Source organism: Acidobacteriota bacterium, from assembly GCA_028875725.1.
Taxonomy (GTDB): Bacteria; Acidobacteriota; Thermoanaerobaculia; order Multivoradales; family Multivoraceae; genus Multivorans.
Genome location: JAPPCR010000001.1, coordinates 13,305 through 39,019 on the forward strand (window position 1 = coordinate 13,305; position 25,715 = coordinate 39,019).

Annotated in this window: 19 protein-coding genes; 12 read left to right on the forward strand and 7 right to left on the reverse strand. The window is 68.9% G+C overall.

Annotated elements, in window-relative coordinates:
• Nucleotides 1–13 precede the first annotated feature (13 nt).
• Together OXI49_00055 and OXI49_00060 are read left to right on the forward strand one after the other, a co-directional pair.
• A complete protein-coding gene (locus OXI49_00055) occupies nt 14–2,017 on the forward strand; it encodes a PQQ-binding-like beta-propeller repeat protein (GenBank protein MDE2688888.1) in 2,004 nt (667 codons plus the stop codon).
• On the forward strand, nt 2,010–2,711 hold the full coding sequence (locus OXI49_00060; GenBank protein MDE2688889.1) for a hypothetical protein: 702 nt from the start codon (nt 2,010–2,012) through the stop codon (nt 2,709–2,711). The genes OXI49_00055 and OXI49_00060 overlap by 8 nt, the downstream gene beginning before the upstream one ends.
• A 20-nt stretch (nt 2,712–2,731) precedes the next feature.
• Here OXI49_00060 and OXI49_00065 read toward each other — a convergent pair whose 3' ends face one another.
• From OXI49_00065 to OXI49_00075, 3 genes are all read right to left on the reverse strand, one after another.
• Nucleotides 2,732–4,033, reverse strand: coding sequence for a serine hydrolase (locus OXI49_00065; GenBank protein MDE2688890.1), 1,302 nt, complete (start codon nt 4,031–4,033; stop codon nt 2,732–2,734).
• Between the two features lie 26 nt (nt 4,034–4,059).
• Nucleotides 4,060–5,244, reverse strand: a complete 1,185-nt coding sequence (locus tag OXI49_00070; protein ID MDE2688891.1) for a PA14 domain-containing protein — start codon at nt 5,242–5,244, stop codon at nt 4,060–4,062.
• 76 nt (nt 5,245–5,320) lie between these two features.
• A complete protein-coding gene (locus OXI49_00075; protein MDE2688892.1) occupies nt 5,321–7,675 on the reverse strand; it encodes a cytochrome C oxidase Cbb3 in 2,355 nt (784 codons plus the stop codon).
• A gap of 78 nt (nt 7,676–7,753) precedes the next feature.
• Here OXI49_00075 and OXI49_00080 point away from each other — a divergent pair, with 78 nt between their 5' ends.
• Both OXI49_00080 and OXI49_00085 read left to right on the forward strand, forming a co-directional pair.
• Nucleotides 7,754–9,013 (forward strand): hypothetical protein, encoded by a 1,260-nt coding sequence (locus OXI49_00080; protein MDE2688893.1) that lies wholly within the window; start codon nt 7,754–7,756, stop codon nt 9,011–9,013.
• Between the two features lie 14 nt (nt 9,014–9,027).
• A complete protein-coding gene (locus tag OXI49_00085; protein MDE2688894.1) occupies nt 9,028–9,567 on the forward strand; it encodes a hypothetical protein in 540 nt (179 codons plus the stop codon).
• A gap of 7 nt (nt 9,568–9,574) precedes the next feature.
• Here the strand turns inward: OXI49_00085 and OXI49_00090 are convergent, their stop codons facing one another.
• Nucleotides 9,575–13,012 carry a carbamoyl-phosphate synthase large subunit gene (locus OXI49_00090; GenBank protein ID MDE2688895.1) on the reverse strand — a complete coding sequence of 1,146 codons (3,438 nt, stop codon included), beginning with the start codon at nt 13,010–13,012 and terminating at the stop codon, nt 9,575–9,577.
• 46 nt (nt 13,013–13,058) lie between these two features.
• Between OXI49_00090 and OXI49_00095 the strand changes: the two genes are divergently transcribed.
• The 4 genes from OXI49_00095 to OXI49_00110 are packed head-to-tail and all read left to right on the forward strand — an operon-like array spanning nt 13,059 to nt 16,267.
• Nucleotides 13,059–14,087 (forward strand): haloalkane dehalogenase, encoded by a 1,029-nt coding sequence (locus OXI49_00095; GenBank protein MDE2688896.1) that lies wholly within the window; start codon nt 13,059–13,061, stop codon nt 14,085–14,087.
• 10 nt (nt 14,088–14,097) lie between these two features.
• Nucleotides 14,098–14,757 carry a hypothetical protein gene (locus tag OXI49_00100; GenBank protein MDE2688897.1) on the forward strand — a complete coding sequence of 220 codons (660 nt, stop codon included), beginning with the start codon at nt 14,098–14,100 and terminating at the stop codon, nt 14,755–14,757.
• 30 nt (nt 14,758–14,787) lie between these two features.
• Nucleotides 14,788–15,393 (forward strand): SIS domain-containing protein, encoded by a 606-nt coding sequence (locus OXI49_00105; GenBank protein ID MDE2688898.1) that lies wholly within the window; start codon nt 14,788–14,790, stop codon nt 15,391–15,393.
• A 10-nt stretch (nt 15,394–15,403) separates the two neighbouring features.
• Nucleotides 15,404–16,267, forward strand: coding sequence for an alpha/beta hydrolase (locus OXI49_00110; GenBank protein MDE2688899.1), 864 nt, complete (start codon nt 15,404–15,406; stop codon nt 16,265–16,267).
• An 18-nt stretch (nt 16,268–16,285) separates the two neighbouring features.
• Here OXI49_00110 and OXI49_00115 read toward each other — a convergent pair whose 3' ends face one another.
• Both OXI49_00115 and OXI49_00120 read right to left on the reverse strand, forming a co-directional pair.
• Nucleotides 16,286–19,468, reverse strand: a complete 3,183-nt coding sequence (locus OXI49_00115) for an efflux RND transporter permease subunit (protein MDE2688900.1) — start codon at nt 19,466–19,468, stop codon at nt 16,286–16,288.
• Between the two features lie 7 nt (nt 19,469–19,475).
• Nucleotides 19,476–20,660 carry an efflux RND transporter periplasmic adaptor subunit gene (locus OXI49_00120; GenBank protein ID MDE2688901.1) on the reverse strand — a complete coding sequence of 395 codons (1,185 nt, stop codon included), beginning with the start codon at nt 20,658–20,660 and terminating at the stop codon, nt 19,476–19,478.
• Between the two features lie 74 nt (nt 20,661–20,734).
• Between OXI49_00120 and OXI49_00125 the strand changes: the two genes are divergently transcribed.
• The 4 genes from OXI49_00125 (at nt 20,735) to OXI49_00140 (ending at nt 24,715) form a co-directional block, all read left to right on the forward strand.
• The gene (locus OXI49_00125; GenBank protein ID MDE2688902.1) at nt 20,735–21,061 is read left to right on the forward strand and encodes a VOC family protein; all 327 of its coding nucleotides are present in this window, start codon (nt 20,735–20,737) and stop codon (nt 21,059–21,061) included.
• Nucleotides 21,058–22,020, forward strand: coding sequence for a VOC family protein (locus OXI49_00130; GenBank protein MDE2688903.1), 963 nt, complete (start codon nt 21,058–21,060; stop codon nt 22,018–22,020). The genes OXI49_00125 and OXI49_00130 overlap by 4 nt, the downstream gene beginning before the upstream one ends.
• Nucleotides 22,021–22,090: 70 nt before the next feature.
• Nucleotides 22,091–23,410, forward strand: coding sequence for a c-type cytochrome (locus tag OXI49_00135; GenBank protein ID MDE2688904.1), 1,320 nt, complete (start codon nt 22,091–22,093; stop codon nt 23,408–23,410).
• A gap of 66 nt (nt 23,411–23,476) precedes the next feature.
• Nucleotides 23,477–24,715, forward strand: a complete 1,239-nt coding sequence (locus OXI49_00140; GenBank protein MDE2688905.1) for a hypothetical protein — start codon at nt 23,477–23,479, stop codon at nt 24,713–24,715.
• Nucleotides 24,716–24,774: 59 nt separating this feature from the next.
• On the opposite strand, the gene OXI49_00145 is transcribed toward OXI49_00140, so the two are convergent.
• Nucleotides 24,775–25,715 (reverse strand): GTP-binding protein (locus OXI49_00145; protein ID MDE2688906.1); only part of this gene is annotated, 941 nt, incomplete at its 5' end.

Genomic DNA, 25,715 nt, shown 5'->3' on the forward strand with positions numbered 1-25,715 from the left:
GTTAGCGCATTCGATGAACGTGCTCCGCATCGTGGGACTGGGCATCGCCTGGTCGATCGGGCTCACCTCCGTGCCGGTCGGGGCGGAGACGAGGGAGCACGGCAAGTCCACCCACGGGGAGTGGCAGCACCACGGCGGCGACCACACGTCCAGCCGCTACTCGCCGCTGACCCAGATCGACGGCTCGAACTTCGGCCGGCTCGAGATTGCCTGGCGTTGGCGGACCGCCGACCACGAGGTGCCGCTGGACGTGTTACCTGGCTACGACACAGGCTTTTACCGCTCCGTGCCTCTGATGATCGGCGGTCGCCTGTTCGCACCGACCAGCCTGGGCCAGGTGGCCCTGCTCGACCCGGCGACCGGCGAGCAGAAGTGGGTGTACAACCCGAAGACCTGGGAGCGCGGCGGCACGACGATGCGGCCAGTCGGCGCCCGCGGCATCGAGTACTGGACCGACGGTGAGAAGGAGCGCCTGTTTGTCGCTACGATCGGCCGCCAGCTCGTCTCGGTCGATGCCGCCACGGGCCAGGCGGATCGTGCGTTCGGCGAGGACGGCGTGGTCGACCTCGCCCAGGACCTCGGCCCGGGCGAGTACGCGATCCGGCACATCACTCACGGCGCGCCGCCGATCGTCGTCGGCAACAGCGTGATCGTCGGCTCGAAGATCTTCGACTACTCGATACGGAGCGACGCGCCGCCCGGCCACGTCCGCGCCTACGACGTCCACACGGGCGAGTTCAAGTGGCGTTTCAACACGATCCCGCGGGACGACGAGTACGGCGTCGAGACCTGGGAGAAGGAGTCCTGGCGCACGGCCGGCAACGCGAACGTGTGGACGTCGATGAGCGCGGACCACGAGCTCGGCTACGTTTACCTGCCGACCAGTACGCCGTCGAACGACTACTACGGCGCCGACCGGCCGGGCGACAACCTGTTCGCCGAGAGCCTCGTCTGCGTCGACGCGGAGACGGGCGAGCGCGTCTGGCACTTCCAGACCGTCCGCCACGGCATCTGGGACTACGACATCGCGTCGGCTCCGAATCTGCTCGACATCGTCGTCGACGGCAAGCTGATCAAGGCCGTCGCGCAAGTCTCGAAGACCGGCTTCACGTACGTGTTCGACCGCGCCACCGGCGAGCCGGTGTGGCCGATCGAGGACCGGCCGGTGAATCACAAGTCGACGGTGCCAGGCGAGAAGCTGTCAGAGACGCAGCCGTTCCCGACGAAGCCACCTGCCTTCGAGCGGCAGGGCGTCAGCGAGGATGACCTGATCGACTGGACGCCGGAACTGCGCGAAGAGGCACTGAAGATCGCGGAGAAGCTGGTGCTCGCGCCCATGTTCCCGCCCCTGATCGTCAAGGGCGAGGGCGGCAAGGAGGGCGTGATGGTCGTCCCGGGGGCCGCCGGCGGCGCGAACCACCCCGGAGCGTCCGTCGACCCGAGGACCGGCGTGCTCTTCGTCGAGTCGCAGAACCGGCCCACCGGGATGTCGCTGATCGAGCCGGACGCGGCGCGCCGTCCGGACTGGCGGTACGTGATCGACTACGTCGACACGCGTGGACCGCGGGGCCTGCCGCTGACGAAGCCGCCCTATCGGACGATTACCGCGATCGACCTGAATCGCGGCGAGCACCTCTGGCGCATTCCTGTCGGTCCCGGTCCGAAGAACCATCCGGCCATCGCGCACCTGAACCTCGGCGATATGGGCACGATCTACTTCGGCATGCCGGCGGATGGCGGCCTGCTCGTTACCCGCACGCTCCTGATTGGCTTCGTGGCCCTGCCCGACGAGGACAATCCCCGCACCAGCAGCGGCGGCCTCCTCCGCGCCTACGACAAGGCGACAGGCGAACTGCTCGCCGAAGTGAGAACGGACGTCTGGCTGCACGGCCCGCCGATGACCTACATGCATGAGGGCCGGCAGTACATCGTCATCGCCGGGGGCGGCGCCCGCAATCGCCGGATCCCCGATGAGTTGATTGCCTTTGCGTTACCGGAGTCCCTGACCGATGCTTAAGCCCGCGGCACTTGCCCTCGTCTCTCTAGCCGCCCTGCCGGCCTCGACCATCGCCGAGTGCGAACCGCGGGAGGCCGAAGGCCCCGTCACCGTCGAGTCCTGCCCGATCGACGACGCCGACTACCCTCTCGTGCGCGCCGAGATGACGGTGCCCGGCTCGATGTCGGCGGTCATCGCTCTTCTGGACGATGCGGCCGCCTGCTCCGACTGGCAGGCCATGTGCACGGAAGAAACGGCCACGCCACTCGACGCCCCGTTCCAGACCCTCCGCCAGCGCGTGTCGGGCAAGGGCATCACCCGGCGGATCTCGATGAACAGCGCGGCGTGGTGGCGGACCGCCGAGGGCCACGTTGTTGGCGACATGGTCGGCGCCGACGATCAGACGCCTGCCTTCAAGGGCAAGCGCGTGCTCTGCATGCGCACCCGCTGGTTCGTCTCGCCGGGCGACGAGGAAGGAACGGTCACGGTCGTCCAGAAGAGCGTCAGCGATCCGCAGCCGCCCTTCGGCATGGGCGCCGGGGTCGTGACGCCCCGTACCGCGAAGACCCTGCTCGAGACCTTCACGAACATGAGCACCAGACTCGCGAGCGGCCAGCACGGTGCCGGCCCGGCGATCGAGTCGGTGCCCCTCCTGGAGGACGAGCTGCCGGGCATAGGCGTTGAGTTCGCCCGCTGTCAGGCGGCGCGCAAGTAGAGCGCCGCCAGCGCTACAACTCAGCGGTCGGCGTTCTCCGCGCCGAACACGCCGTCGAGCACAGCCCGCACCCGCGGGAGCAGGGGATACGTGTCCGGGTCCGAGTCCGCCGCGGTGTAGCCGACCCACACGGCGACGACGTCGCGCTCCGGATTGACCAGCAGCCCTTGGCCGGCCCAGCCGCCCTTGTAGATGTCGTTGTTCGTGAACACGAGGTCCCACTGGTAGACGTTGTGTCTCACGCCGGGCGGCCTGCCGCCGTAGCGGGCGTTCTCCAACAGTTCGGAGCGGCCGCCGTGGAGCAGCAGGTCGATGTGTTCCTCGGGCACGATCCGCTCCGATGAGACCTTGCCGTAGCTCGGCGTGAAGAGGAGGCCGAAACGGGCCACGTCCCGGGGCCTTGCCAGCAGGCCGCCGGAAGTCAGCGGAATGCCGTAGCGGTTCGCGTAGATCGAGGCGTCCGCCTCGGCGCCGATCCGGGTCCACACCTCGCGGCTCAGAGCATCCTGGAACGGCATTCCGGTGACCTCCTCGACCAGCCAGCCGGCGACGAAGGTGTTCGTGCCGCTGTAGTCGAATCCCTTGCCCTGCTCGGCCCAGCGGCCCACGTTCAGCGTGGAGAGCATCGTGTAGGGGTCGTCCGGCGTCTTTTCGCTCCGCACCGCGTCGCCCAGCGAGGCCTCGAACTGGTAGTAGCAGGTGCTTCGGTCGCTGTAGTCGCCGTCCGGACAGTCGACGCCGGAGGCCATGTCGAGCACGTTGCGGACGGTGACGCCCTCGAAGTCCGAACCCTTGAGCGCGGGCACGTAGCGTTCGACGGGCTGGGTGGCGTCGACCAGTCCGCGGTTCTCGAGGATCGCCACCAGGGTCGCCGGGAGGACCTTGGTGACCGACCACCAGATCGGTTTCTCGTGGGGCTGCATCCGCGGGTAGCGCTCGAAGACGATGTCGCCGCGGTGCAGGATGACGATGCCCATCGTCGTCGAGTGTTCACCGTGCAGGTAAGCGTCGAACGTCGTCTCGCCGGCCGGCATGTCGACCGGGTGATTGGCGATCGCGGCCAACGGCCGGACCGCCAGCTCCCTGACCGGGCCGTCGCGGTAGACGTTCACCGTCGGCACGACCTGGTGGAGGTTCCGGTTGCGCCAGGCCATCGCCTCGCCGGTCTCCGTCCACCAGACCTCGTCGGCGGGATCGGGCAAGGCGCGGTGCTGGCGGAGATTCTCCGCGACCGTCGAGGCCGGTTCGAAGTTCGGCGGCGCCTCCTGCGCGGCCGTGCAGGCTGCAAGTGCCAGTCCGAGGATGAAGGTGCTTCGTCGCATGGCGGCAGTGTAAGGCGGCATCCGCTTCAGTCGATCGCGCCCAGGTAGTGCCAGATCGCTTCGAACTGTCGCGCCGCCTCGCCGTCGAACACATCGTAGAGCCCGGTGTAGCCGTCCTCGTCGACGAACTGGGGCATCTTCGTGCCCGGCAGGATGCGCTGGGGATCGCGGAGGAACCAGTCGAAGAACGGTCGCCGCAGGCGCCGGCGGACGAGGTCGAAGTTGATTGCCTCCTCGGCGCCCTCGCCGCCCAGCGCCGGTTCGTCGCCCAGGGCGTGGCAGGCATGGCATCCGAGGCGGTCGCCGCGGATGAGGTCGCTGCCGACCGCGGCAAGCTCGGCGTCTACGGGTTCGGGCTCGGGCGGCGACGCGGCCAGCCCGTGCTGATGGTGCAGCCCGACCGCGAAGAGGTCGGTCTCGTCGGGGGAGGCGGTCGCTCGCACTTCCGGGTGTGGGCGCGGAAGATCGGCGGGGTGGCCTGCCAGGTAGTCCGCCAGCCAGTCTCCGCGGAACTTCTCGCCGGCCCAGGTCAGGTCCGGGGGAGCGTGGGTCGGCCCGGCGTCAGGGGCCGGCGGCCCGGAGGCGGGCGCGCCGTCCCTGCTGTGACAGACGAGGCAACCGTCTCGCCGAATTCGGCGTTCCGCGTACTCGGCCGGCACGACCCGGGCGAGAGACACGGCGTCCTCGGCAACGAGATCACGCGCCGCCCGCCGGGATCGGCCGCGGTCGAGCGCCGTCGAACCAGGGTGGCGCAGCGACGCTGGGGGCACCGGCTCCTCCGGGAGATAGTCGTTGCTCCAGGCGAGACGCATCGAAGCGTCGCCGCGGGGCGGACTGCGGTAGACCAGTTCGATCGGGTTGAGACCCTTGTTCAGCCGCAGTTCGCTGGCGGTGGAGGCCGGCGTGCCGTCGACCGGCAGAGCGTCGCGCGCGATAACGACCTGCCCACCGACGCTCAAGCGGACGCCGCCGTTGCCGCGGACGGCGAAGCGAAAGGAGTCGTTCAGTTCGAGTTCGATCGCGCCGCGGAAGGTGGCCTCGAAGGCGCCGGGTTCCAGGAACGGGCTCGACGGTTCACCCTCGGGTACGTAGAGCGCGGCCAGCCGCGCGACGCGGGCGTCCGTCGTCTCGCTGGCGCGTGAGCGGAGAACGAGTTCCAGGCCGGGCCGGTCGAGATCGCCCGCGGCCGCCTGCGTGAGCTGTCCGGACACCGGGCCAACGCACGTCGCCGCCAGCAGGGGCAAGGCGGCGAGCCCGCGAAAGCGCACGTTGAGTCCGGCGCCCGGTTCAGTCGGCGCCCGCGAGGATCTCGGCGCCGCCCCGGGGGCCCAGTTCGTGGATCGTGCCGTGGACGAACTCGCGGATCCGGTCGCCGTCGGCGCTTAGGAGGTTCATCTCCAGGTGGTACTGCTGCACCGGCAGGATGTCCGGAATCTCGATGAAGATGGAGCGGCCGTCTCCCGAAAGAGTAGTGGACGGGATCGCGAGAACGTCTTCGCCCACTCCCTCACCCAGTACGCGGTAGTCCTCCGAGCCGTAGCTGGCCTGGCGGAGGTACCGCCAGATCCGCATCGAGTAGTTGCCCGGGTCGGCGGCGACCTCCGGGTCGAGCGCGGTGGTGAAACGGACGACGATGCCGTCGCGGGCGGTTTCGTAGGTCATGGGGATGCGCAGGGGTTCGTCCGTGCGCCGCACGCGATAGAAGCCGCCCGGCTGGGTGCGGTCGCCCGCCCAGGCGAACAGGCCGCAGACGTACAGATGATCGTCGGCCGGGTTGAAGCGACCCCGGATCAGGCCGGTGGGCGCGGCCGTCACCGGCAGTTCGGTGACGGCAGCCTGGCGAGGCGGGCCGTCGCCCTCCGGGAAAGCGCCCCGGGCGAACGCTTGGTCGAAGAGCACCAGGAACATCTTGCCGTTCCCGTAGGAGAGGTAGATCAACGACTCGTCCAGCTCGCCCCAGCGGTCGCTCCGCACCCATACCGGCGCTGACGGGGAGCGGTCGACGTCGTGGTGGATCCAGGTCACCGGCTGCACGAAGTCGTCCGGATCGCGGTCGGGCTCGCGCCAGGCCCGCATGTAGCCGTGGAAACTGCCCGGCTCGACCCAGTTGATCCGGTTCTCCGGGATCCAGTGACCCTCCTGGTCGGTCACGATGACGCTGCCGTCCGGGTTGACCACCAGGCCGTTGGGCGCCCTGAAGCCGTTGGCGACGATCTCGGTCGAGGAGCCGTCGGCGGCGACCTTGAGGATCGTGCCGTGCTGCGGTACGCGCGCATCGAAATCGTGGCCGGCCCCTTTGGCGTAGTAGAAGTTGCCTTCCGCGTCCGCCTCCAGGCCGACGGCGAACTCGTGAAAGTGGGCCGAGGTCTGGGCGTCGTGGTTGAACGCCTCGTAGCGGTCCGCCTCGCCGTCGCCGTTCAGGTCGTGAAGGCGGGTGATCTGGTCGCGCGAGGTGACGAAGATCTCTCCGCCCCTGGTGTTCACGCCGAGCGGCTCGTACATCCCTGTGGCGAAGCGCTTCCAGGTCACAGCGCCGATCTCTTCGCCGCCCAGCCCGTCGACGAGCCAGACATCGCCCATCCAGGTCGCGACCACGGCACGCCGGCCGCCGTCGAGGAAGTCGAAGCCGCCGAGTCGCATCCAGGAGCGGTAGGGATTGTCGAGCGGCGTGGTGATCGCCTCGAGTTCGTAGGGACCGCCTCGGCGGCCCAGCACGCGGCTCTCGGTCGTGACCGTCTCGGTCCAGTTCGCCGGACCGCCCCCGGTCAGCGCCCCGAGATCGACGGCCGGCTGTACGCCAGAGGCTCTGGCCAGGAATCCCGCGTTCGACCGGCCGCGTCGCCCGATCACGATCTTGAAGCGGACCGGTTCATCGCCGGCCGGAACGCGCAGGCGGATGTCGTCGTCGGCGTCGTCGACCCACTGGACGGCTGACGGCGCGCCGACGAGAGCCGCAGCGATGGGTCCGCTTTGCTCGCCTCGATCCGCTGCGTTGGCTCGGGGCTTGCGAAAGCCGGCGGCTTCGCCGTCGCGCCAGGCCCGCCCGCCCTGCTGGTGCGCCACCTGGACGACAAGGTCCGTGTCCCTGGGCCCGATGTTCAGTGTTCGGCCGAACAGCCCGCCGCCCTCCGAGGTGCCGAGTTCCAGGATCTCCGTGTCGCCCAGCCGGTAGTGCAGCACGACCTGAGAGCCATGGATGTAGTGACCGAGCCAACGGGCGACGTCGGGATCCTGCGGCCCAAAACGGCGGCCCCCGCGGCCCGTGATCCGAGTGTCCTGGAAGTCGTGGCCCGCCCTTGACCAGCCCGGCGCGTCCGGGTTCGTGAACAGCAGCTCGCCGACGATCGAAGGCTCCACCACGTGCCTGCCGTTGTAGTTGATCGAGTTCCAGTCCATGAAGCCGGGACCGGTCCAGCCCGCGGCCCAGCGCAGGGTGTCGGTGTCGAACAGCAGGAATTCGGTGCCCTTGGCCATCCCGCCCGGACCTTCGTCGACCCGGATCGCGATGCCCTTGTTCGCGTTGTTGCCCGGTTCGACGATGTAGGAGTGGACCTTGAAGCGCCCGTAGTCCATGTCGGACCAGGGGTCGCCGGTCAACTCCTGGGCGCGGGCGGCACCGGCGAGCAGGAGGACGGCCGCCACCGGCCAACTGGCAGTTTTGAGATGTCGCATCAGACCGTGTGATGGTAGCCGTGCGGGAGGACTGGTAAAACCCCAACGATGACCCGGCCTGCCGCACTTCGTTCAGGTGTCTCGCCTCTGGCCCTCCTGGTCCTCGTTTCGTGCGCTGGACCCGGTCCGCTGCAGGTCAGCGAGAGCGGCGCGGGGGCGTACGAGCCTGCGCTCGCCGCCATGAGCGGTGGCGCCGCTGTTGCCTGGTACGACAACCGCGACGGCAACGCGGAGATCTATCTGCGGTTGGTCGGCGTGGAGCCGGGAGGGGGCGTAACCGCTTCGGGCAGAGACGGACTGTCGCCGGAGCTTCGGCTCACGCGGTCGGGAGCCGAGTCCTACGAAGTGTCGATCGATCGACTGGGCGAGGGTCTGGCGGTCGCCTGGTACGAGAAATCGGCTACCGGTGACCTGGAGGCCCGACTGGGTCTGTGGACGGCTGAGCGAGGGTTCGTCTGGGAAACACCCGTGGAAGCGCATGAAGGTTCGAGCCGCAACCCGGTGGTGGTCGCGGACGGGGAGCGGGGCCGGGTCTTCTGCGCCTGGATCGAGCGACGTGACGAGTGGGAGTCGGTCATGGCTGCCTGGTGGGGTCGGGACGGCGACATGCTCGGTGAGCCGCTGCGTCTCCGCCTGGCCGGCACGACGACCTGGAACCTGAACGCGACGCTCGCTCCCGACGGCGCCGCGGTGGTGGTCTGGGACGCGGCGGGGGGACGGCGGACGGAGGAGTTGTACATCGCGCGCGTCGACGGCGCCGGTGTGCGCAGCGTGCGGCTGACTCGGGAGGACGGCCACGCCTCCAAGTACCCCGACATCGCCCTGGGGCCGGACCGGGCCGCCCTGACCTGGTTCGACGAGAAGAACGGCAACCGGGAGGTCTACCTGTGGACCGGGCCCTTGGAGGGACTGTGGCGAGACGCGGAAGCGGGTGCCGGAATCGACGACGGCTCGCGACGCGTCACGGAAAGTCCGGGCGAGACGATCGGCGCCTACATTGCGTACTCAGCCGCCGGTTCGGGCGGCTTCGGCCTCGCCTGGTCGGACGAAGTGGACGGCGGCCGGCAGATCTTCTTCCTGGCCCTCGATGCGAGCGGCTCTCCGCTCGGCGAACCGCGACGGCTGTCGAGCGGAGACGGGCTCAAGTTCGTTCCGGCGATCGAGGCGCTCGGCGAAGGCTTCGCGTTGACCTGGAATGAAGTACGCCCCGGGCCGGGCGGTCTGCACGGCGGTGCCAGCCGTTCCGAAGTGTTCTTCGCCGAAGTGGGTCACGATGGACGCCCAAGTGGCATAACCTCACGCCCCTGACGAAAGGGGTTGCAATGAAGAAGTCGCTTCTTTGGATCGTCGCTGCGGTAGCCGGTCTCGTGCTGCTCGGCCTTGGCTACGGCATCGGATGGGTGACCGGCGTGACCGGCGTCGGGCGTACCGTTCCGCTGGAGGAGCTCTCGGAGCGGGAGCGGGTGTTCGCCGAGCGGATGCAGAACGTCGACCTGGTGGGGCACTTCACGATCCAGAACATCTCCGGGCTCGAGGAGGTCGAGGGCGTCAGTCGCGACAAGAACCCGGAGCGGTACGAGATCGCGAGCGTCTCGAAGCTCGAGGGGGAGGGCGACCGCTGGCGCTTCGACGTCCGCGTCGTCTACATGACGGTGGACGTCACGCTGCCGGTGGTCGTGCCGATGGTCTGGGCCGGCGATACGCCCATGGTCAGCATTACCGACTTCGAGATCCCGGGTTTGGGCGATCAGTTCGGGGCGCGCGTCCTGTTCTACGACGAGCGCTACGCCGGGACCTGGGACCACGGGCCGTACGGGGGCCTGATGTACGGCGTGATCGAGCCGGCGGGGAGCGGCGAGTAGGCGACGCCTACCAGGTGTCGATGTTGCGGCGCTTCTTGCCGTTGCGAACCGGGGGCGGCGGCACGGAGTCGAGAGAGCGGGCGATCCAGCGCCGCGAGTCGGCAGGGTCGATCACGTCGTCGACGGCGAACGACGCGCCGGCGGTGAGGGCGCTGCCGCGCTCATAGGCCGCGGCGACCAGTTCTTCGTAGCGGGCGCGGCGCTCCTCGGGGTCCTCGATCGCCGCCAGTTCATTGCGGAAGCCGAGCTTCACCTGGCCTTCGAGTCCCATGCCGCCGAACTCGGCGGTGGGCCAGGCCACGGTGAAGAAGGGCTCCTTCAGATCACCGCCGGCCATGGCCTGGGCGCCGAGTCCGTAGGCCTTGCGTAGCACGATCGTCAGGCTGGGCACGGAGATGTTGGCGCCGACGACGAACAGGCGGCAGCAATGCCGCACCAGGGCGGTGCGCTCGATCTCGGGGCCGACCATCATGCCCGGCGTATCGCAGAGCACGAGGACCGGAACGTCGAAGGCGTCGCAGAGCTGCAGGAAGCGGGCGCCCTTGTCCGAGCCGTCGCTGTCGATGGCGCCGGAGAGGAACTCGGGGTTGTTCGCGAGGATGCCCACGGGCCGGCCCTCGATGCGGACGAGAGCAGTCACCATGCCGAGGCCGAATTCGGGCCGCAGTTCCAGCACGCTGCCGGTGTCGGCCAGGGTGTGGATCACCTCCCGGATGTCGTAGACGCGCAGGCGGTTCTCGGGCACGATCCGGCGCAGGAGGCGCTGATCGGGCGCTTCCCAGCTTTCCGTGCGGCCCTGGAAGTAGGACAGGTACTGCCTGGCGACGGCCACCGCTTCCTCTTCGTTCTCGACGGCGACGTCGACGACGCCGTTCGGCACCTGGACGTCCATCGGGCCGACTTCCTCCGGCCGGAACACGCCCAGCCCGCCGCCCTCGATCAGGGCCGGGCCGCCCATGCCGATGCTCGAGTCGGCGGTAGCGATGATCACGTCGCAGCAGCCGAGCAGCGCCGCGTTGCCTGCGAAGCAGAACCGTGACGTGATGCCCACGATCGGCACGAGTCCGGAGAGCCGGGCGAAGGAGGTGAAGGTCGGCGTGTCGAGCGGTCGGTAGGTTTCGTCGCTGCGGCCCTGGCCGGCCTTGGTCGTCGAGGCGCCGCCCTTCCGCTTGCCGCCGGTGCCGGCGCGGCCGCCTCCGCCTTCGGCGAACAGTACGACCGGCCGCTTCCAGCGGTGCGCCAGTTCGACCATCCGGTCCGTCTTCGGATGGTTGAGCGCGCCCTGGGTGCCGGCGAGGACGGTGTAGTCGTAGGCCATGACGACGCAGCGGTTGCGATCGTCAGGGAAGAGCTCGCCGTTGATCGAACCGACGCCGGTGACCATGCCGTCCGTCGGGAATTTGCGGATGACCTCTTCCTTCGGGAGCCCCGTACCGGGCGTGAGCACGAGTTGTCCATGTTCGACGAAGCTGCCCTCGTCGCAGAGTTGGTCGATGTTCTCCCGCGCCGTCCTCTGCTTCGTGTTGCGCCGCTTCCGGACGGCCTCGGGCCGGGCGTCGTCGAGGGTCACCGCGTGGCGCTCGAGTACCTCGGCGAGATCGGGTCGGACGGCGTCGAGGTCGACCTCGGTCTCTTCGTCCCCCGCCGCGGCGGCCACGTCCCCTTCCTCGACCAGGGCCAGAACGTGGCCCTCCCAGACCGCGTCGCCGACCGCCGCGCGGAGATGGCGGAGTACGCCGCCGACGTTCGATCGGATCTCGTGCTCCATCTTCATCGCCTCCATGATGAAGAGGATCTGGCCCGCCGCGATCTCCTGACCGGGCTCCGTTTCCAGGCTGAGCACGGTGCCCTGCATCGGCGCGCGCACCGCGGTGAGCCCTTCGGGAACCGGAGTCGAATCGACGGGCGGCGGCTCGGCGCTGGGCAGGTTCACCGAGGGAGCTCCGGACTTGCCGTGGTCGAGAACGGCGAGCGGATCGACGGCGTCGACCTTGACGCCGGCCAGACCTCGTCCTGCGTCGCCGGCCTTGCCGGCCTGGCACGGTTGGTCGCCGAGTCCGGTCGCGGCTTCGACCAGTTCGGTCAGGCGCTCGTCGACGAAGCGGGTGTGGACGCTCCAGGCCCGAACCTCGGCGTGGCCCAGCAGCGCGCGCAGGAAGGAAGCGTTCGTGTCGATGCCGTCGGTCCTGAAGTCGCCGAGCGCGCGGGAAGTCCGCGCCAGCGCGGCGCCGAGGTCTTCGGCCGGCGTGCGCCCGACGATCTTGGCCAGCAGGGAGTCGAAGCGAGGATTCGTCTGGTAGCCGGCGTAGCCGAAGGTGTCCGTGCGCACGCCCGGCCCGGAAGGCGGCTCGAAGGTGGCGAGGACGCCGCCGCCCGGAACCACGCGGCCGTCCGCCGCCATCGTCTCCATGTTGACCCGGGCCTGAACCGCGTGGCCGCGCGGCGCCGCGCCGTCCCCGCCGAAGCCCAGGTCGGCGAGAAGCTGGCCGCGGGCGAGTTCGAGCTGGAGGTGGACGAGGTCGACGCCGAAGACCTCTTCCGTGACCGTGTGCTCGACCTGGAGCCGGGCGTTCGCCTCGATGAAGTAGTAGCGCGGTTCGGTCCGGTTGCCCGTTTCAACCAGGAACTCGACCGTGCCCAGATTGCGGTAGCCGGCCGCCGAGGCGAGAGCGACCGCCGCCTCGCGCAGTGCGCTGCGCACACCGTCCGGCAACGCGGGCGCGGGCGCGATCTCGATCAGCTTCTGGTGGCGGCGCTGCAAGCTGCAGTCGCGGTCGCCGAAGTGGCGGACCGCACCGCTGTCGTCGGCGGCGACCTGCACTTCCACGTGGCGCACGCCGGAAAGCAACTGCTCGACGAACACGCCATCCGTGTCGAAGGCGGCGCCGGCCTCGGAGGTCGCTCGCCGGTAGGCGTCTTCGATCTCATCGGCCGTTCGGACGACTCTCATCCCGCGGCCGCCGCCGCCGCCGACTGCCTTGATCAGCATCGAGGCTCCGGCCGGCAGTTCGTCAAAGAACGAGCGAGCCTGTTCCAGGGTCACCGCCTCCGAGACTCCCGGGACGACCGGCACGCCCTGCCGCTCCGCGAGGACGCGAGCCCGCGCTTTGTCGCCGAACAGTTCCAGCGCTTCCGGCGGCGGGCCGACGAAGCAGATGCCGGCGTCGATGCAGGAGCGGGCGAATTGGGCGTTCTCGCTGAGGAAACCGTAGCCGGGGTGGATCGCGTCGCAGTCGTGCTCATCAGCGACGCGGAGCAGTTGCTCGCCGTCGAGGTAGGCGGCGGGCCCGGCGGCAGGGAGGGCCGCGGACTCGTCCGCTCTCGACGCGTGGAGCGAACGGGCGTCGTCCTCCGAGAAGACAGCGACCGTTGGAATGCCGAGTTCCGCCGCTGCGCGGGCGATACGGACCGCGATCTCGCCGCGATTGGCGATCAGGAGCTTCATCGAAACAACTTCCCGGACACGAAAGGGGTCGCTATCCTACGCGGCCATGAAGGTCCTCCGCACGCCCGACGAACACTTCGCCAACCTGCCCGACTTCGACTACGAGCCCCGCTACACCGTCGTTCCCCGGGGAGACGGCGAAGGCGAGGGGCTCCGGATTCACCACGTGGAGGCCGGCCCGGCGGACGGTCCGCTGGTCCTTCTCATGCATGGCCAGCCGACCTGGAGCTTCCTCTACCGCCGGATGATCCCGGTGCTGGCGGAGCGGGGTATGCGTGTGATGGCGCCCGACCTCGTCGGCTACGGCCGGTCCGACAAGCCGACCGAGCGGGACGACTACACGTACCAGAGACAAGTCGACTGGCTGAGCGCCTGGCTGCGCAGCAACGGCGTCGAGCACGCGACCCTGGTCGGCCAGGACTGGGGAGGCCTGATCGGCCTACGCATGGTGGCGCTCGACCCGGCCCGCTTCGACCGCGTCGTCGCCGCGAACACGGGCCTCCCCCTGCCGATGAACGTGCCGGAAGAGACGATGGAGAAGATCGCGAAGTTCCGTGCCGAGGCGCCGACGCCGACCATCATGGAAATGCAGCAGCAGATCTCGCGGATGGGGAGCCGGGTTCCGGCGATGAAGTTCGCGTACTGGCAGAAGTGGACCTGGGAGACCGAGGATATCCCCGTCGGGATGCTCCTCGCGGGCAGCGTCGACGGAGTGACGCTCACGCCCGAAGAGGTCGCGGCCTACGACGCGCCCTTCCCCGACCCTTCCTACAAGGCCGGGATCCGCGCCATGCCGAGCCGGGTGCCGACGCTGCCGAACGACCCCTCCGTGCGGGCCCAGGTCGAGGCTTGGAAGGTGTTCTCGGAGTGGACGAAGCCGTTCCTCTGCGCCTTCTCGGACAACGACCCGGTGACGGGCGCGGCGCGGCGGCCGTTCGAGGAGAGGGTTCCCGGTGCGCAGGGCCAGCCGCACGCGACGATCGAGGGCGGCGGGCACTTCCTCCAGGAGGGCCGCGGCGCGGAGCTGGCCACGATCGTCGCCGCTTTCATCGATTCGACGCCGGCCGGCGGCTAGCGTCGTGATCGTGGCTGACCGGCGCAGGGTACTCCGGCGAGCGCTGATCGCGGTCGGTGTCGTCGTGGCGCTCGCCGGCGCCGCCGTCGCGGCGGCCGGCATCTACGTTCGCGCTGCGCCGCGACCGCCGGACACCACGGAGGTGAAGCTGCTGGTCGGCGGCGGCGGCGACGTCGACCACTGCGACCTGCCGGTCCTCGACGGCTCGGGCCCGGCCGCGGATGAGATTCCGGTCGCCTACACGCCGGGTTGCGAGGGCTGGACGGAGTGGCCGCTCCCGGTGCTGGCCGCCTGCACGGAGCCGCTGACCGAGGGTGCGCCCGATCTGCGCGGTCTGTGGCTGGATGATGACAGCGGTCACCTCGAGCGGGTCGAGCAGTGCGGCGACCGGGTCGTCGTCACCACGGTCGGACTGATTCATGACATGCGCGCCGACGGCACTCTCCGCAATGGCGTCAACGACGTGAGTCCGAGCTGCACGAGGATCCGCAACCGGACGCGCTACCGGGACGGCGTCCTGGAGATGGACGGCTACGGCATCCCCTGGATCCGGGTCGAGCGATGGATGGAGGGCGAGGAACTGCGCTGGACCCATCCCCTGGCCGGCAGCCACCGGATGAAACGTATCTGCCACGTGCCGCCGGACCGGCTGACGCGCGAGCCCTACTGAGCGCGGCTGACCCCGGGGTACGATGCCGTCATGCTCGGCTGGACGCTCGATGCCCCGGCGTATCTCGACCGGCTGCGCGATGAGTTGGAGAGGATCGACGCGGCGGCGGTGGAGCGCTGGGCCGACTTTGTCTTCGACGTCTGGACGCGGGAGAGCACGCTCTACCTGATCGGAAACGGCGGCTCGGCCGCGGCGGCGAGCCACCTGAGCGTCGACCTGGGCAAGGGCACGGTCGCGACGAACAACCTGCGGGACGAGTCCCATCGTCGGCTGCGGGTCGTCAGCCTGACGGACAACGTGCCCTGGATCACCGCGGTCGCGAACGACCTGGACTACGAGCAGGTCTTCGTCCAGCAACTGATGAGCGCGGCCGCCGACGGCGACGCCCTGATGGCGTTCAGCGGTTCGGGCAACAGCCCGAACGTGGTGGCCGCGGTGGACTGGGCGAACCGGCGCGGCCTCCGAACCTTCGGCTTGACCGGGTTCGACGGCGGCAAGTTGAAGCAACTTCAGCAGGACGGCCTTCACGTCGCGCTGGACGACATGGGCATGGTCGAGAGCATTCACGTGTGCCTCTTCCACTGGATCGTGGACGACGTCTACGCCCGCACGCAGCAGACCGGACGGCACGCCTGAGGGCCGCGCCGTGGCAACGGTATCGGGCGGGCGCCGCGTGGACCTTCTCGGCCGGGGTGCGACCTGGGTGCATGAGGTCGAAGGCCCTCCCGGCGCGCCGGTCCTCCTGCTGCTGCATGGTCTCGCGGCTACCGCGCTACTGAACTGGTCGACGAGCTTCGTGGCCCTGGCGCGCGGCTTTCGGGTCGTCGCGCTCGATCACCGGGGTCATGGCCGGGGGATTCGACGGATCGGCGCCTTCAAGCTGGAGGACTGCGCCGACGACGCGGCGGCCCTGGCCGATCGGCTGGGCGTGGAGCGGGTGATCCCGGTCGGTTACTCGATGGGCGGCGCGGTGGCCCAGTTGTTCTGGCGACGTCACCCGGACCGGACCGCGGGTCTCGTGCTTTGTGCGACGGGTTCCAGCTTCGGCGGGCCGCGGGCCAAGCGGGCCGCCTCGGCGCTCGGGCCGCTGCTGTCGCTCGCGGCTCGGGTGGCGCCCCAGTCGGTGTGGAACGACATGGGCGAGCGGATGCTCGAGAACGTCCAGGATCCCGGCCGGCGTCTGGCATTGAAGGAGGAACTCGCAACGACGGAGCCGGCCTCGGTCATCGAGGCCGCCGCCGCGCTCGCACGCTTCGACTCGAGCCCATGGCTCGGCGAGGTCGACGTGCCGGCCGCGGTCGTCCAGACCGAGCAGGACGGGCACATCCCGCCCAGGTACCAGGCGCTGATGGCGGATGCGATCCCGGGCGCGGAGGTTCATCGGGTCGACGCCGATCACTACGCCTGCGTGGCGCGGCCGGACGTGTTCGTTCCGACTCTGTTTCGAGCTTGCCGTTCGATAGCGCTGCGCGGCGCGCCGGTGCGGGCCGCGCCGGCTGCTGCCTCCTGACGCGCAGTGCAAACCCGGCTAGCGATGCTTGCGCTTCCGCCGCCGGCGCCGCCGGCGCCGCCGCGGCCGCGCAACGTGGGCCGGCTGTGCGGCGGGCTGGCGGCTGAGGTTCACCATCCATTCCCACGCGACCTGGCTCCACGCGGTCACCTTCTCGACGCCGCGGTCCACCAGGTCGTAGATGACCGGGACGACGAGCAGCGTGAGCAGGGTCGAGGTGGCCATGCCGCCCATCGTCAGCACCGCGATCGCGGCCCGGGCCTCGGAACCGGAGGCGGTCGAGAACGCCACCGGCAGCAGGCCGCAGATCAGCGAGAAGGCGGTCATCAGGACCGGACGCAGGCGGGCCGGCCCGGCTTCGAGAATGGCCTCCCGGCGTGAGCGGCCGTCCTGACGGAGCCGGTTGATGTAGTCGATCAGCAGGATCCCGTTCTTCATGACCAGACCCATCAGGACGAGGAGGCCGATGCCGCTCATCATGTCGAGCGGCTTGTCCGCGAGCTTGAGGGCCAGGAAGGCGCCGATGAAGGAGAGCGGCGCCGACATCATGATCGTGATCGGGTGGACCAGGGAGTTGAAGAGCGAGGCCAGCACCATGTAGATCGCCGCGATCGCCAGCACGAAGGCGAAGAGCAGCGACAGGCCCGTCTCCCGCATGACGACTGTCATGCCACTGGGGACGAGCTGGTTCGGCGGCGCGAGGCCGATCTGGCGGCCGTACTCTTCGACCCGGGCGGCCAGTTCGGACTGCGCCGTACCCTCCGCGGCGTTGGCGGCGATCGTGATCTCGCGGGAGCGGTTCTGGCGGCTGATCCGGACCGCGCCCTCGCCGAGGCGGATGTCGGCGACGTTGGTGATCGGAGTCAGTTGACCCGAGGCGGTGCGGATCTGGATCAGGTCCAGCTTGGCCGGCGTGTCGCGATACTCGGGCAGCACCTGCACGCGGACGTCGTAGCGCTCGCCGTCCTCCTCGAAGGCCCCGAGTTTCTCGCCGGCGAGCAGGGTGCGGATCGTGCGGCCGATGACCGTGGCCGGCACTCCCAGGTCGGCCGCCCGGTCGCGATCCACGTCGATCTCGATCTCCGGCTTGCCGGTTTCCCAACTCGTGCCGACGTCGACGAACGCCGGGTCGAACCGCATCAGCCCCAGCAGCCGTTCCGAGTAGAACTCCAGGTCCTCCATCCGCGGGCCGCGCAGGCTGTAGGTGACGGCGCGCGCCCCCAACTGGTCGTCACTGCCCGCGATCCAGTTGATCGGCGATACGGCGATCTCCTCGGCTTCCGGGACTCGGGCCAGCAACTGCTCACGGACCCGGTCCATGATCGCGAGCTGGCCGAGGTCGCGCTCGCGCTTGTTCGTCAACTGGACGTAGATCGAGGCGCGGTTGGGTTCCTGCCGGCTGCCGCCGCCGATCGTCGCGAAGCGGTTTCGGACCTCCGGATCGGCCGCGAGCACTTCCTCGGCGCGTCGAGCCGCTTCCGCGGTGACGCCGAGGGGCGTACCGATCGGCATCTTCAACTCGACGTTGAACTCGCTCCGGTCCTCGGTGACGAACAGGTCGAACGGGAGGGTTCTGGCTACCAGCACGCCGCCGGCCATGGCCACGACGGCGACGGCAAGAGTGACCAGGCGATGGCCGAGAGCGCGCTGTAGCACTGCCTGGTAGAAGCGGTCGAGAGCGTCGAGGCCCCGGCCCAGGACCCGGCTGACGGGATCCCTCCCCTGGCGACCCGTCAGCACCCGGCTGCCCAGCATGGGCGTAAGGGTCAGCGCGAACACGCTCGAGACGCAGACGGCGATCGCCATCACCATCCCGAACTCGTAGAACCACTGGCCGACGGTGCCGGTCAGGAACGCGATCGGCACGAAGACGGCGCACAGGGCGAGGGTCGTGGAGATGACCGCCAGCGTCACCTGGCTGGCGCCCACCTCCGCCGCCTCTCGGCGCCCCAGGCCCTGCTCGATCCGCCGGTAGATCACCTCCAGGACGACGATCGCGTCGTCGATCACGACGCCGATCGCCAGGGACAGCGCCATCAGGGTCATCACGTTCAGCGTGAAGTCCGCCAGGTAGAAGAACGTGAACGACGCGATGACCGAGGAGGGGATCGCCAGCGCCGAGATCAGGGTCGACCTCGGGTTGCGCAGGAACAGGAGGACGACCGCGACCACGAGCAGGCCGCCCCAGAGCATGTTGGAGAAGACGGAGTAGATCGAGTCTTCGATGAACACCGCCATGTCGCGGGTGATCAGGACCTCCATGCCGGGCGGCAGGTTGGGCCGCAGGGCCTCGACTTCCGTCCGAACCGCTTCGGCGACGGCCACGGTGTTCGTCCCGCTGCGCCGCCGGACCTCCAGTGATACTCCCCGCTGCCCGTTGAAGCGGGCCAGGGAGCGCTCCTCGGCCAGACCGTCCTCGATCTTCGCGACGTCCCGGAGGTAGACGAGACGGCCGCCGCGCTCGGCGGCGATCAGGGCGCCGAAGTCCTCGACCCGCTTCACGCGGCCCGAGGTGGTCACGGTCCACTCGCGTTCGCGGCCCTCGACGCGGCCGCCGGCCGTCTCGGCGTTCTCCAGCAGCAGGGTGGAGCGGACATCGTCGATCGAGAGCCCGTAGCCGGCGAGCCGCACGGGGTCGAGCCAGATCCGCACCTCGCGGCGGCGCGAGCCGATGATCTCGATGCTGCCGACGCCGGGCAGGCGCTCGAGCCGGTCCTTGACCATGTTCTCCGCGATCTCCGACAGCTCGCGGACGGAAAGCGGGCCGCCCAGCATGACGGAGAGGATCGGCGTCGCGTCGGGATCGAGCTGGATGACCACCGGATCCTCGGCGTCGAGCGGCAGCTCGGCGCGCACGGGAGCTACCTTCTCGCGTACCTGCTGCGCCTTGACGTCCACGTCGTAGTCCGTCTCGAACTCGACGAAGACCTGGGAGACCCCTTCCGAGGAGACCGAACTCAGGTCCCGGATGCCCTCGATCGTGTTGATCTGCTCCTCGAGGAGGTCGGTGACCTCGGTCTCGACCGTCTCCGGCGACGCTCCCTCGAGGACCGTGGTGACGGTGACGAAGGGAACCTCGACGTCCGGGTTCAGGTCGACGTTGAGCCGGTTCAGCGACACCAGGCCCAGAACGACCAGGGCCAGGTTCAGCATCAAGGCGAAGACCGGCCGGCGGATCGACAGCAGCGGCAGGTTCAGCATGGATGCCTCAAGGGACGTTTGGGAGCGAGGCGAGGGGCGAGTTCCCGCCATCGCCCCCGGGCGGCGATTCGGCGGCGAAGATCGGCGCACCATCGGCCAGTCGCTCGATCAGCGGGCCCGTGATCACAGCGTCGCCGGGCTCGGCGCCGCTCCTGATCTCGACCCAGCGGGGGCCGGTCGCCCCGACCGTCACTTCGATCCGGCGTGCGCGTCCGGCCTGGGCGCTGAACACGTAGGCCCGGCCATCGCGGTTCAGCACCGCTGTACGTTCGACGATCACGGCGCCGCCGGGAGTCCGCGGCCTGATCTCGGCGCGGACGAAGGCCCCCGCCTTGGCGCCGGGTACTTCGCCCGGAACCGGCGCCCGCACCCGGTAGGTGCGGCTTTCGGGGTCGATCCTCGCGTTCACCGAGGCAATCCGCGACTCGAAAGGCGCGGCCGCGCCCTCGACGATCAACAGGGCCGGGTCGCCGACCTGGACCGGCGCCGCCGCCGCGGCGGGCACGTCGAGCTCGGCGGCGAAGCCCGTCTGCTCCTGGATCGTGACGACGACCGAACCCGGGCCGACGATCGCCCCTTCGTGGAGCTCCCGTTCGACCACGTGGGCGTGGTAGGGACTGACCACCGCGGTTCGCACGAGATCCTGCTCGGCGCTCTCGACCGCGGCGAGTTCCTGCTCGACGCGAGCCCGTGCCACCGCCAGGTGAGTCAGTTGCTGGTCGAGTTGCTGGGGTGGGGCGACCTCCTGCTCGGCGAGGCGCTGGACCCGCTCCAGCTCCTGGCGGGCCTGGGCGGCCTCGGCCTGAGCCAGGGCCAGACCGGCGCGCGCGCGCTTCAGGTTGGTCTCGAACGGTCCTCGATCTAGCTGCAGCACGATGTCGCCCCTGGCCACCTGGTCGCCGACATCGAAGTAGACGGCGGAGAGCCGTCCGGAGACCTCGGGCCCGAGCTCGGTCAGCCGAGGCGCGACGACGGAGCCGGAGGCCGTAACCAGGGCGTCGACCTGGCCGCGGCGCACGCGAGTCGTCGGTGCGGTTTCGCTGCGGAAGGTCGAAGCGGCGCCGGACGCTTCCGTCCGGCCGGCTGCTCCGTCCTCGCCGTCGCCGCGGCAGCCGACACCCGCCAGGCACAGAAGGAACAGCGCGCAGGCTGCGAGCGTCGCTCTTCCGGCCTTTCTGTTCGTGGTGTTCATGGCAGTTGTACTCCGTCGGACTGGTACGCTGCCGTTTGCCGCTTTGCAAATCATACAAGCGCCGGAGGACTCCCATGCGCCTCGATTCTCAGAGAGTCACAACTCCCGGTTTCGTCGTCTCGCTGGCGGTCCCGGGCATCGTCGCCGGCGGAAAGATCCTGGCGCCGGCTCGCCACGTCGAGGCGGCCGGCGAACTGACCGGCACCGACGGCACGGTGGTCGATCACATCGGCTGGCACACCACGGAGTACGACCCGTGGCTCGAGAGGTTGCGCGCCAACGGCGTGAGTTTCGTCGAAGAGCCGCGGGTGCTGGATGCAGGGCACCGGATCGCCTTCATCGAGGGGCCGGACGGGGCGAAGATCGAACTGGCCGAGCTGCTCGGGGGAGCAACTCCTTGACGCCGGCCAGAAGCCGGCGTCTGGGCTTCTGGGGGCTACCCCTTTGTGCGTTCGTGGCGGTGTCCGTGGCCGTGCCGCTCGCGGCCCAGGAAACGGGCGCTCCGGTCGAACCGGCCCGCTTCCACCACATCCGTCTGAACGTGACCGATGCCGAGCGTTCGATCGACTTCTACCGGACCACGTTCGGCGCGATTCCGATCAAGTTTCGAGGGGTTGCGGACGCACTGTTCACGGGGCACTCCTTCATCCTCCTCAACGAGGTCGAGGAGCCGCCGGACGGCAGCCAGCGGAGCGGCATCTGGCACTTCGGCTGGGGCGGGGTCGACCTGCCCAGCCAGTACCGCTGGCTGGTGTCCCGTGGAGTCGACATCCACACGCCGATCTACCGTCTGGGCCGGGGTCACGTGATCTACGTCAACGGACCGGACCGCGAGATGATCGAGGTGAACACGATGGGCCACCACCGCTTCGCCCACGTCCATCTGTTCGCGGCGGACGTGAACGAGACCGCGGCCTGGTACGAACGGCACTTCGGACTGCCGGCGCGGCGCACGGCCGAGGGCAATCCCCGGCCGGTCGGTCCGGATGCGGAGTTCGCGACCTGGGAGGAGTTCCACCGGGAACACCGGGCCTGGTTCAACGCGTTTCGCACCGACAACGTGACCTTCATCATCTACAACCTGCCGGACTACGAGCCGCTGGCGCCCTGGTGGCCGGAGGACGCGTCGCCGCTGCTCGAGACGGAGCCCCAGCAGGGCCGGGTGATCGACCACTTCGCCTTCTCCTACCGCGACATCGAACCCGTGTTCGAGCGATTGCAGGCGGCCGGCGTCGAGATCGTCGAGCCGATCACGTACCGGCCGGAGTTCGACATGCGGAGTTTCTTCGTCATGGGGCCGGACAAGGTGGCGGTGGAGGTGGTCGAGGCAAAACCGATCCCGGAGGGCGTGTGGGACTGAGTGAGTGGCCAGCTAGCTGCTAGAGTTCGCCCGCCGACTTGGAACAACTGGTTGGAAGCTGGAGGCGCGCATGGACCGCTCGATCGCTGCACTTCTCGTTCTTGGCACGCTCGGACTGACTTCCGTGGCGGTCGCCGCCGACAGTGGAGAAGCGGTCACTTTCCACGAGGACGTGCTGGCCATCTTCCAGGAGAACTGCCAGACCTGCCATCGCCCGGGCGGCGACAACGTGGCCGGCATGGTGGCGCCGATGTCGCTGATGACCTACGAAGAGGTCCGGCCGTGGGCCCGTTCCATTGCCCGCCTGGTGCAGAGCCGCGAGATGCCTCCCTGGGACGCGACGGATCACACGGCCGGCGTGTTCCTGAACGAGCGGACCCTCAACCAGGAGGAGATCGACACGGTCGTGGCCTGGGCGAAGCGCGGCGCACCCAAGGGCGATCCGTCGAAGGGGCCGGCGCCCCGTGAGTGGGAGGACACGGGCGGCTTCCTGATCGGCAAGCCGGACCTCATCGTCTACATGGAGGAGCCCTACTATGTGGGCGACGACGTGGAGGACGAGCAGCCGAACTTTTTCATCACGCTGACCGAGGAGATGCTTCCCGAACCCCGCTGGCTGCAGGCGATCGAGTACCAGCCTGACGCCGAATTCGTCCATCACATCACGGGCCGGGCGCTGATCCCGAATGAGGACGGCGAGGTCGACGTGCTCTCCGAGAACACCTTCTCGCTCGGTTCGATCGCGGCCGGCGAGGACCCGACGATCTACCCGCCGGGCTTCGGCAACCTGCTGCGGGCCGGCATGGTCGTGCGCCTCAACGTCCACTACCACAAGGAACCCGGTCCGGGCTCCGGAGGCTACGACCGTTCGGCGGTCGCCTTCAGGTTCCACCCGGTCGGCGCCGAGGTCAAGCACAAGGTGACCTGGAACACGATCGGCGCCGGCGCCTTCGAGATCCCGCCGGGCCACGGAAACTGGCGCGTCGGATCGTCCCGGATCTTCGAGAAGGACACCGTGCTGCTGTCGCTCCATCCGCACATGCACTTCCGCGGCCAGAGCATGAAGTACACCGCGTACTACCCCGATGGCGGCACCGAGGTACTGCTCGACGTGCCGGAGTATGACTACAGCTGGCAGACGAACTACATCTACCGGGAGCCCAAGGTGCTTCCGGCAGGTACGCGGGTCGAGATCGAAGCCGTCTACGACAACTCGGAGACCAAGCTCGACGAGTACCCCTTCCTGAACATCGGCCGGGCGGTCGACTGGGGCGCCCAGAGCATCGACGAGATGATGGCACCGTTCCTGGCCTGGACCTACGTCGAGCCGGAAGACGCGGCGGCGATCCTGGCCGGCGGCTCCGCCGGTTCCACCGGCGGCGGCGAGTAGGGGCGACGAGCACACCCGCCTGCCGAGGGCACGGCGGAGGGTCCAGGGGACGTTCACGAGGCGCCTGTGCGGTTCTTGCTGGGACTCTTGAGCCTTCTCGCGTTCTGCGGAGCCGCCGCAGCTCAGGATGGCCCGGAGCCGGGAATTCACGAGACGGTCGCCGCCTATCTGGAACAGAGCGCCTTCGAGGTGGCCCTGAGTGCTGAGGGAGAGCTCGAAGGGCCTGCGAAAGAGTGGTTTCGCGCCGAGGCGGCCGAAGCCCAGTTTGTGTTCATCGGCGAAGAACATGATGTCCGGGAGGTTCCGATTCTGGTTGGCGCTCTTTGGCGGGAACTCGTTCCCTTGGGCTACGAACACGTAGCGATCGAAGCTGGCCCCTGGCTCGGCGACAGGCTCGACAAGTTCGCAAGATTCTCGGATCAACAGGCCCTTTCACACTTCCAGGGGGCAACCTGGCCTCGTCTGCCGAACAACAGCGTGCCGCCGATCTCGGAGGAGGACGTTGCCTTCTACAAGCTGCTTGGCAGCGTCAGCGGCCCGCATCGCCAGTCTGCAACTCCCTTGATCTGGGGCTTGGATGCCGAGTATCGAGCGGCTCCATTGCTGAAGAGGCTGGCGGAGCTGTCGCAGCGGCCCGCCAGGCGACGGGCGGTGCAGTCCCTGTTGGAGCAGGTAGAGGCTGCGGAGAGAAGCGGCGACTACAACACTGGTGCCTTCCGCGATGCCATCGAGCAAGTCATACAACAGACGCGAGCCAGGCCTGAGACCGAGCTGCACTACATACTCGATGCGCTGCGTTGGCGAATTGCCGCTCCCGAGGAAACCACGGGCCGGAACCTCAAGAAGGAGCTGTTTCTGCGCCAGTACCGGGCTGCGAAGGAAGAAGGGGAGCCGAAGCCGCGCGTGATGCTCCGGCTCGGCGCTTACCATGCCGCCCGCGGGCTGATGCCCGACTTCGGTTCCTCTACACTCGCGAACTTCGTCGCGGAACTGGCGATCGCCGAGCGAACAGGGATGCTGAACCTTGCGATCATCAACTGCCGGGATGATAAGTCTCCCGGTGACTTTCCCAGACCTTGCACCTGGGAGCAACAGAGAGCGCTACGGCCATTTCGCTCCGCCGCCGTGGCAGACTGGACACTGTTCGACCTTCGAGCGCTGCGCGCACCGCTGAGGCAAGCGCGACTCGGCGCACTGCAGGCCTATCCGGATGGCTGGGAGTACTGGAACCTCGTCATGTCCTTTGACGCAGTGGTCCTTCTACACCGTTCCGAGCCAAGCCGGCTTCCGGGCAAGCACGAGTGACCGCGAGGCGCCGTGCGACGTCGGTGGCTCTTTGGCCAGGACGGATGGGGCGGTTTCGGTCATGCTGACTCCTCGGCCACGGCAAACTTCGGAAACGGGTTCGGGAGTTCTGCCCAGGCCTTGCTGGCGGCGTCGGCGAGGCGCTTGTCGAGCAGGCATGCGTCGAGGCGGGCGCGCATTGCCGCTTCCTGCATGCGCTGGCCGATGAAGACGAGCTCCTGGGCGCGGTCGCCGAAGCGCGGATGCCAGCCCGGCTGTTGGTCGGGTCGCTGACCCTCGGGGTGCACCCAGTGCTGGCGAGGCACGGCCGCCCACCACATCCCGCTGGGCTTCACATCGCTGACGCCGCCGGCCTGAGCCCACTCGTAGGCGACGCGATGGTCGGCGGCGACCCAGAAGAAGCCCTTCGAGCGGAGCACGCCGACCCAGTTCTGGTCGTCGTGCAGGAACACCCACAGCTTCTCGGCGTCGAACGGCTGCGGCGTCCGGTACGTGAAGCTCGAGATCCCGTACTCTTCGGTCTCCGGCGTGTGCTCGCCCTGGAGCTCTCGAATCCAGCCGGCGGAGCCCGCCGCTTTTTCGTAGTCGAAGAGGCCCGTGTCGAGCACGCGTTCGAGCGGGACCTGTCCGTGCGTCGTTCCGAGAATCTCCGTGCCGGGGTTGAGCGCTTTTACGATGGCCTCGACTTCGAGAGCCTGATCGGTGCTCGCGAGATCAAGCTTGTTGAGCACGATGACATCCGCGAACTCGATCTGGTCGATGAGCAGGTCGGTCACCGTCCGTTCATCCTCCTCGCCCAGCGATTCGCCGCGGTCCTGGAGTGCCTCGGCGGCGTTGTAGTCCCGCAGGAAACTCGCCGCGTCCACGACTGTGACCATCGTGTCGAGGCGCGAAACCTGACTCAGGCTGACGCCGTTCTCGTCCTCGAAGGTGAAGGTCTGCGCGACGGGAATGGGCTCCGAGATCCCCGTGGACTCGATGAGCAGGTAGTCGAAGCGTC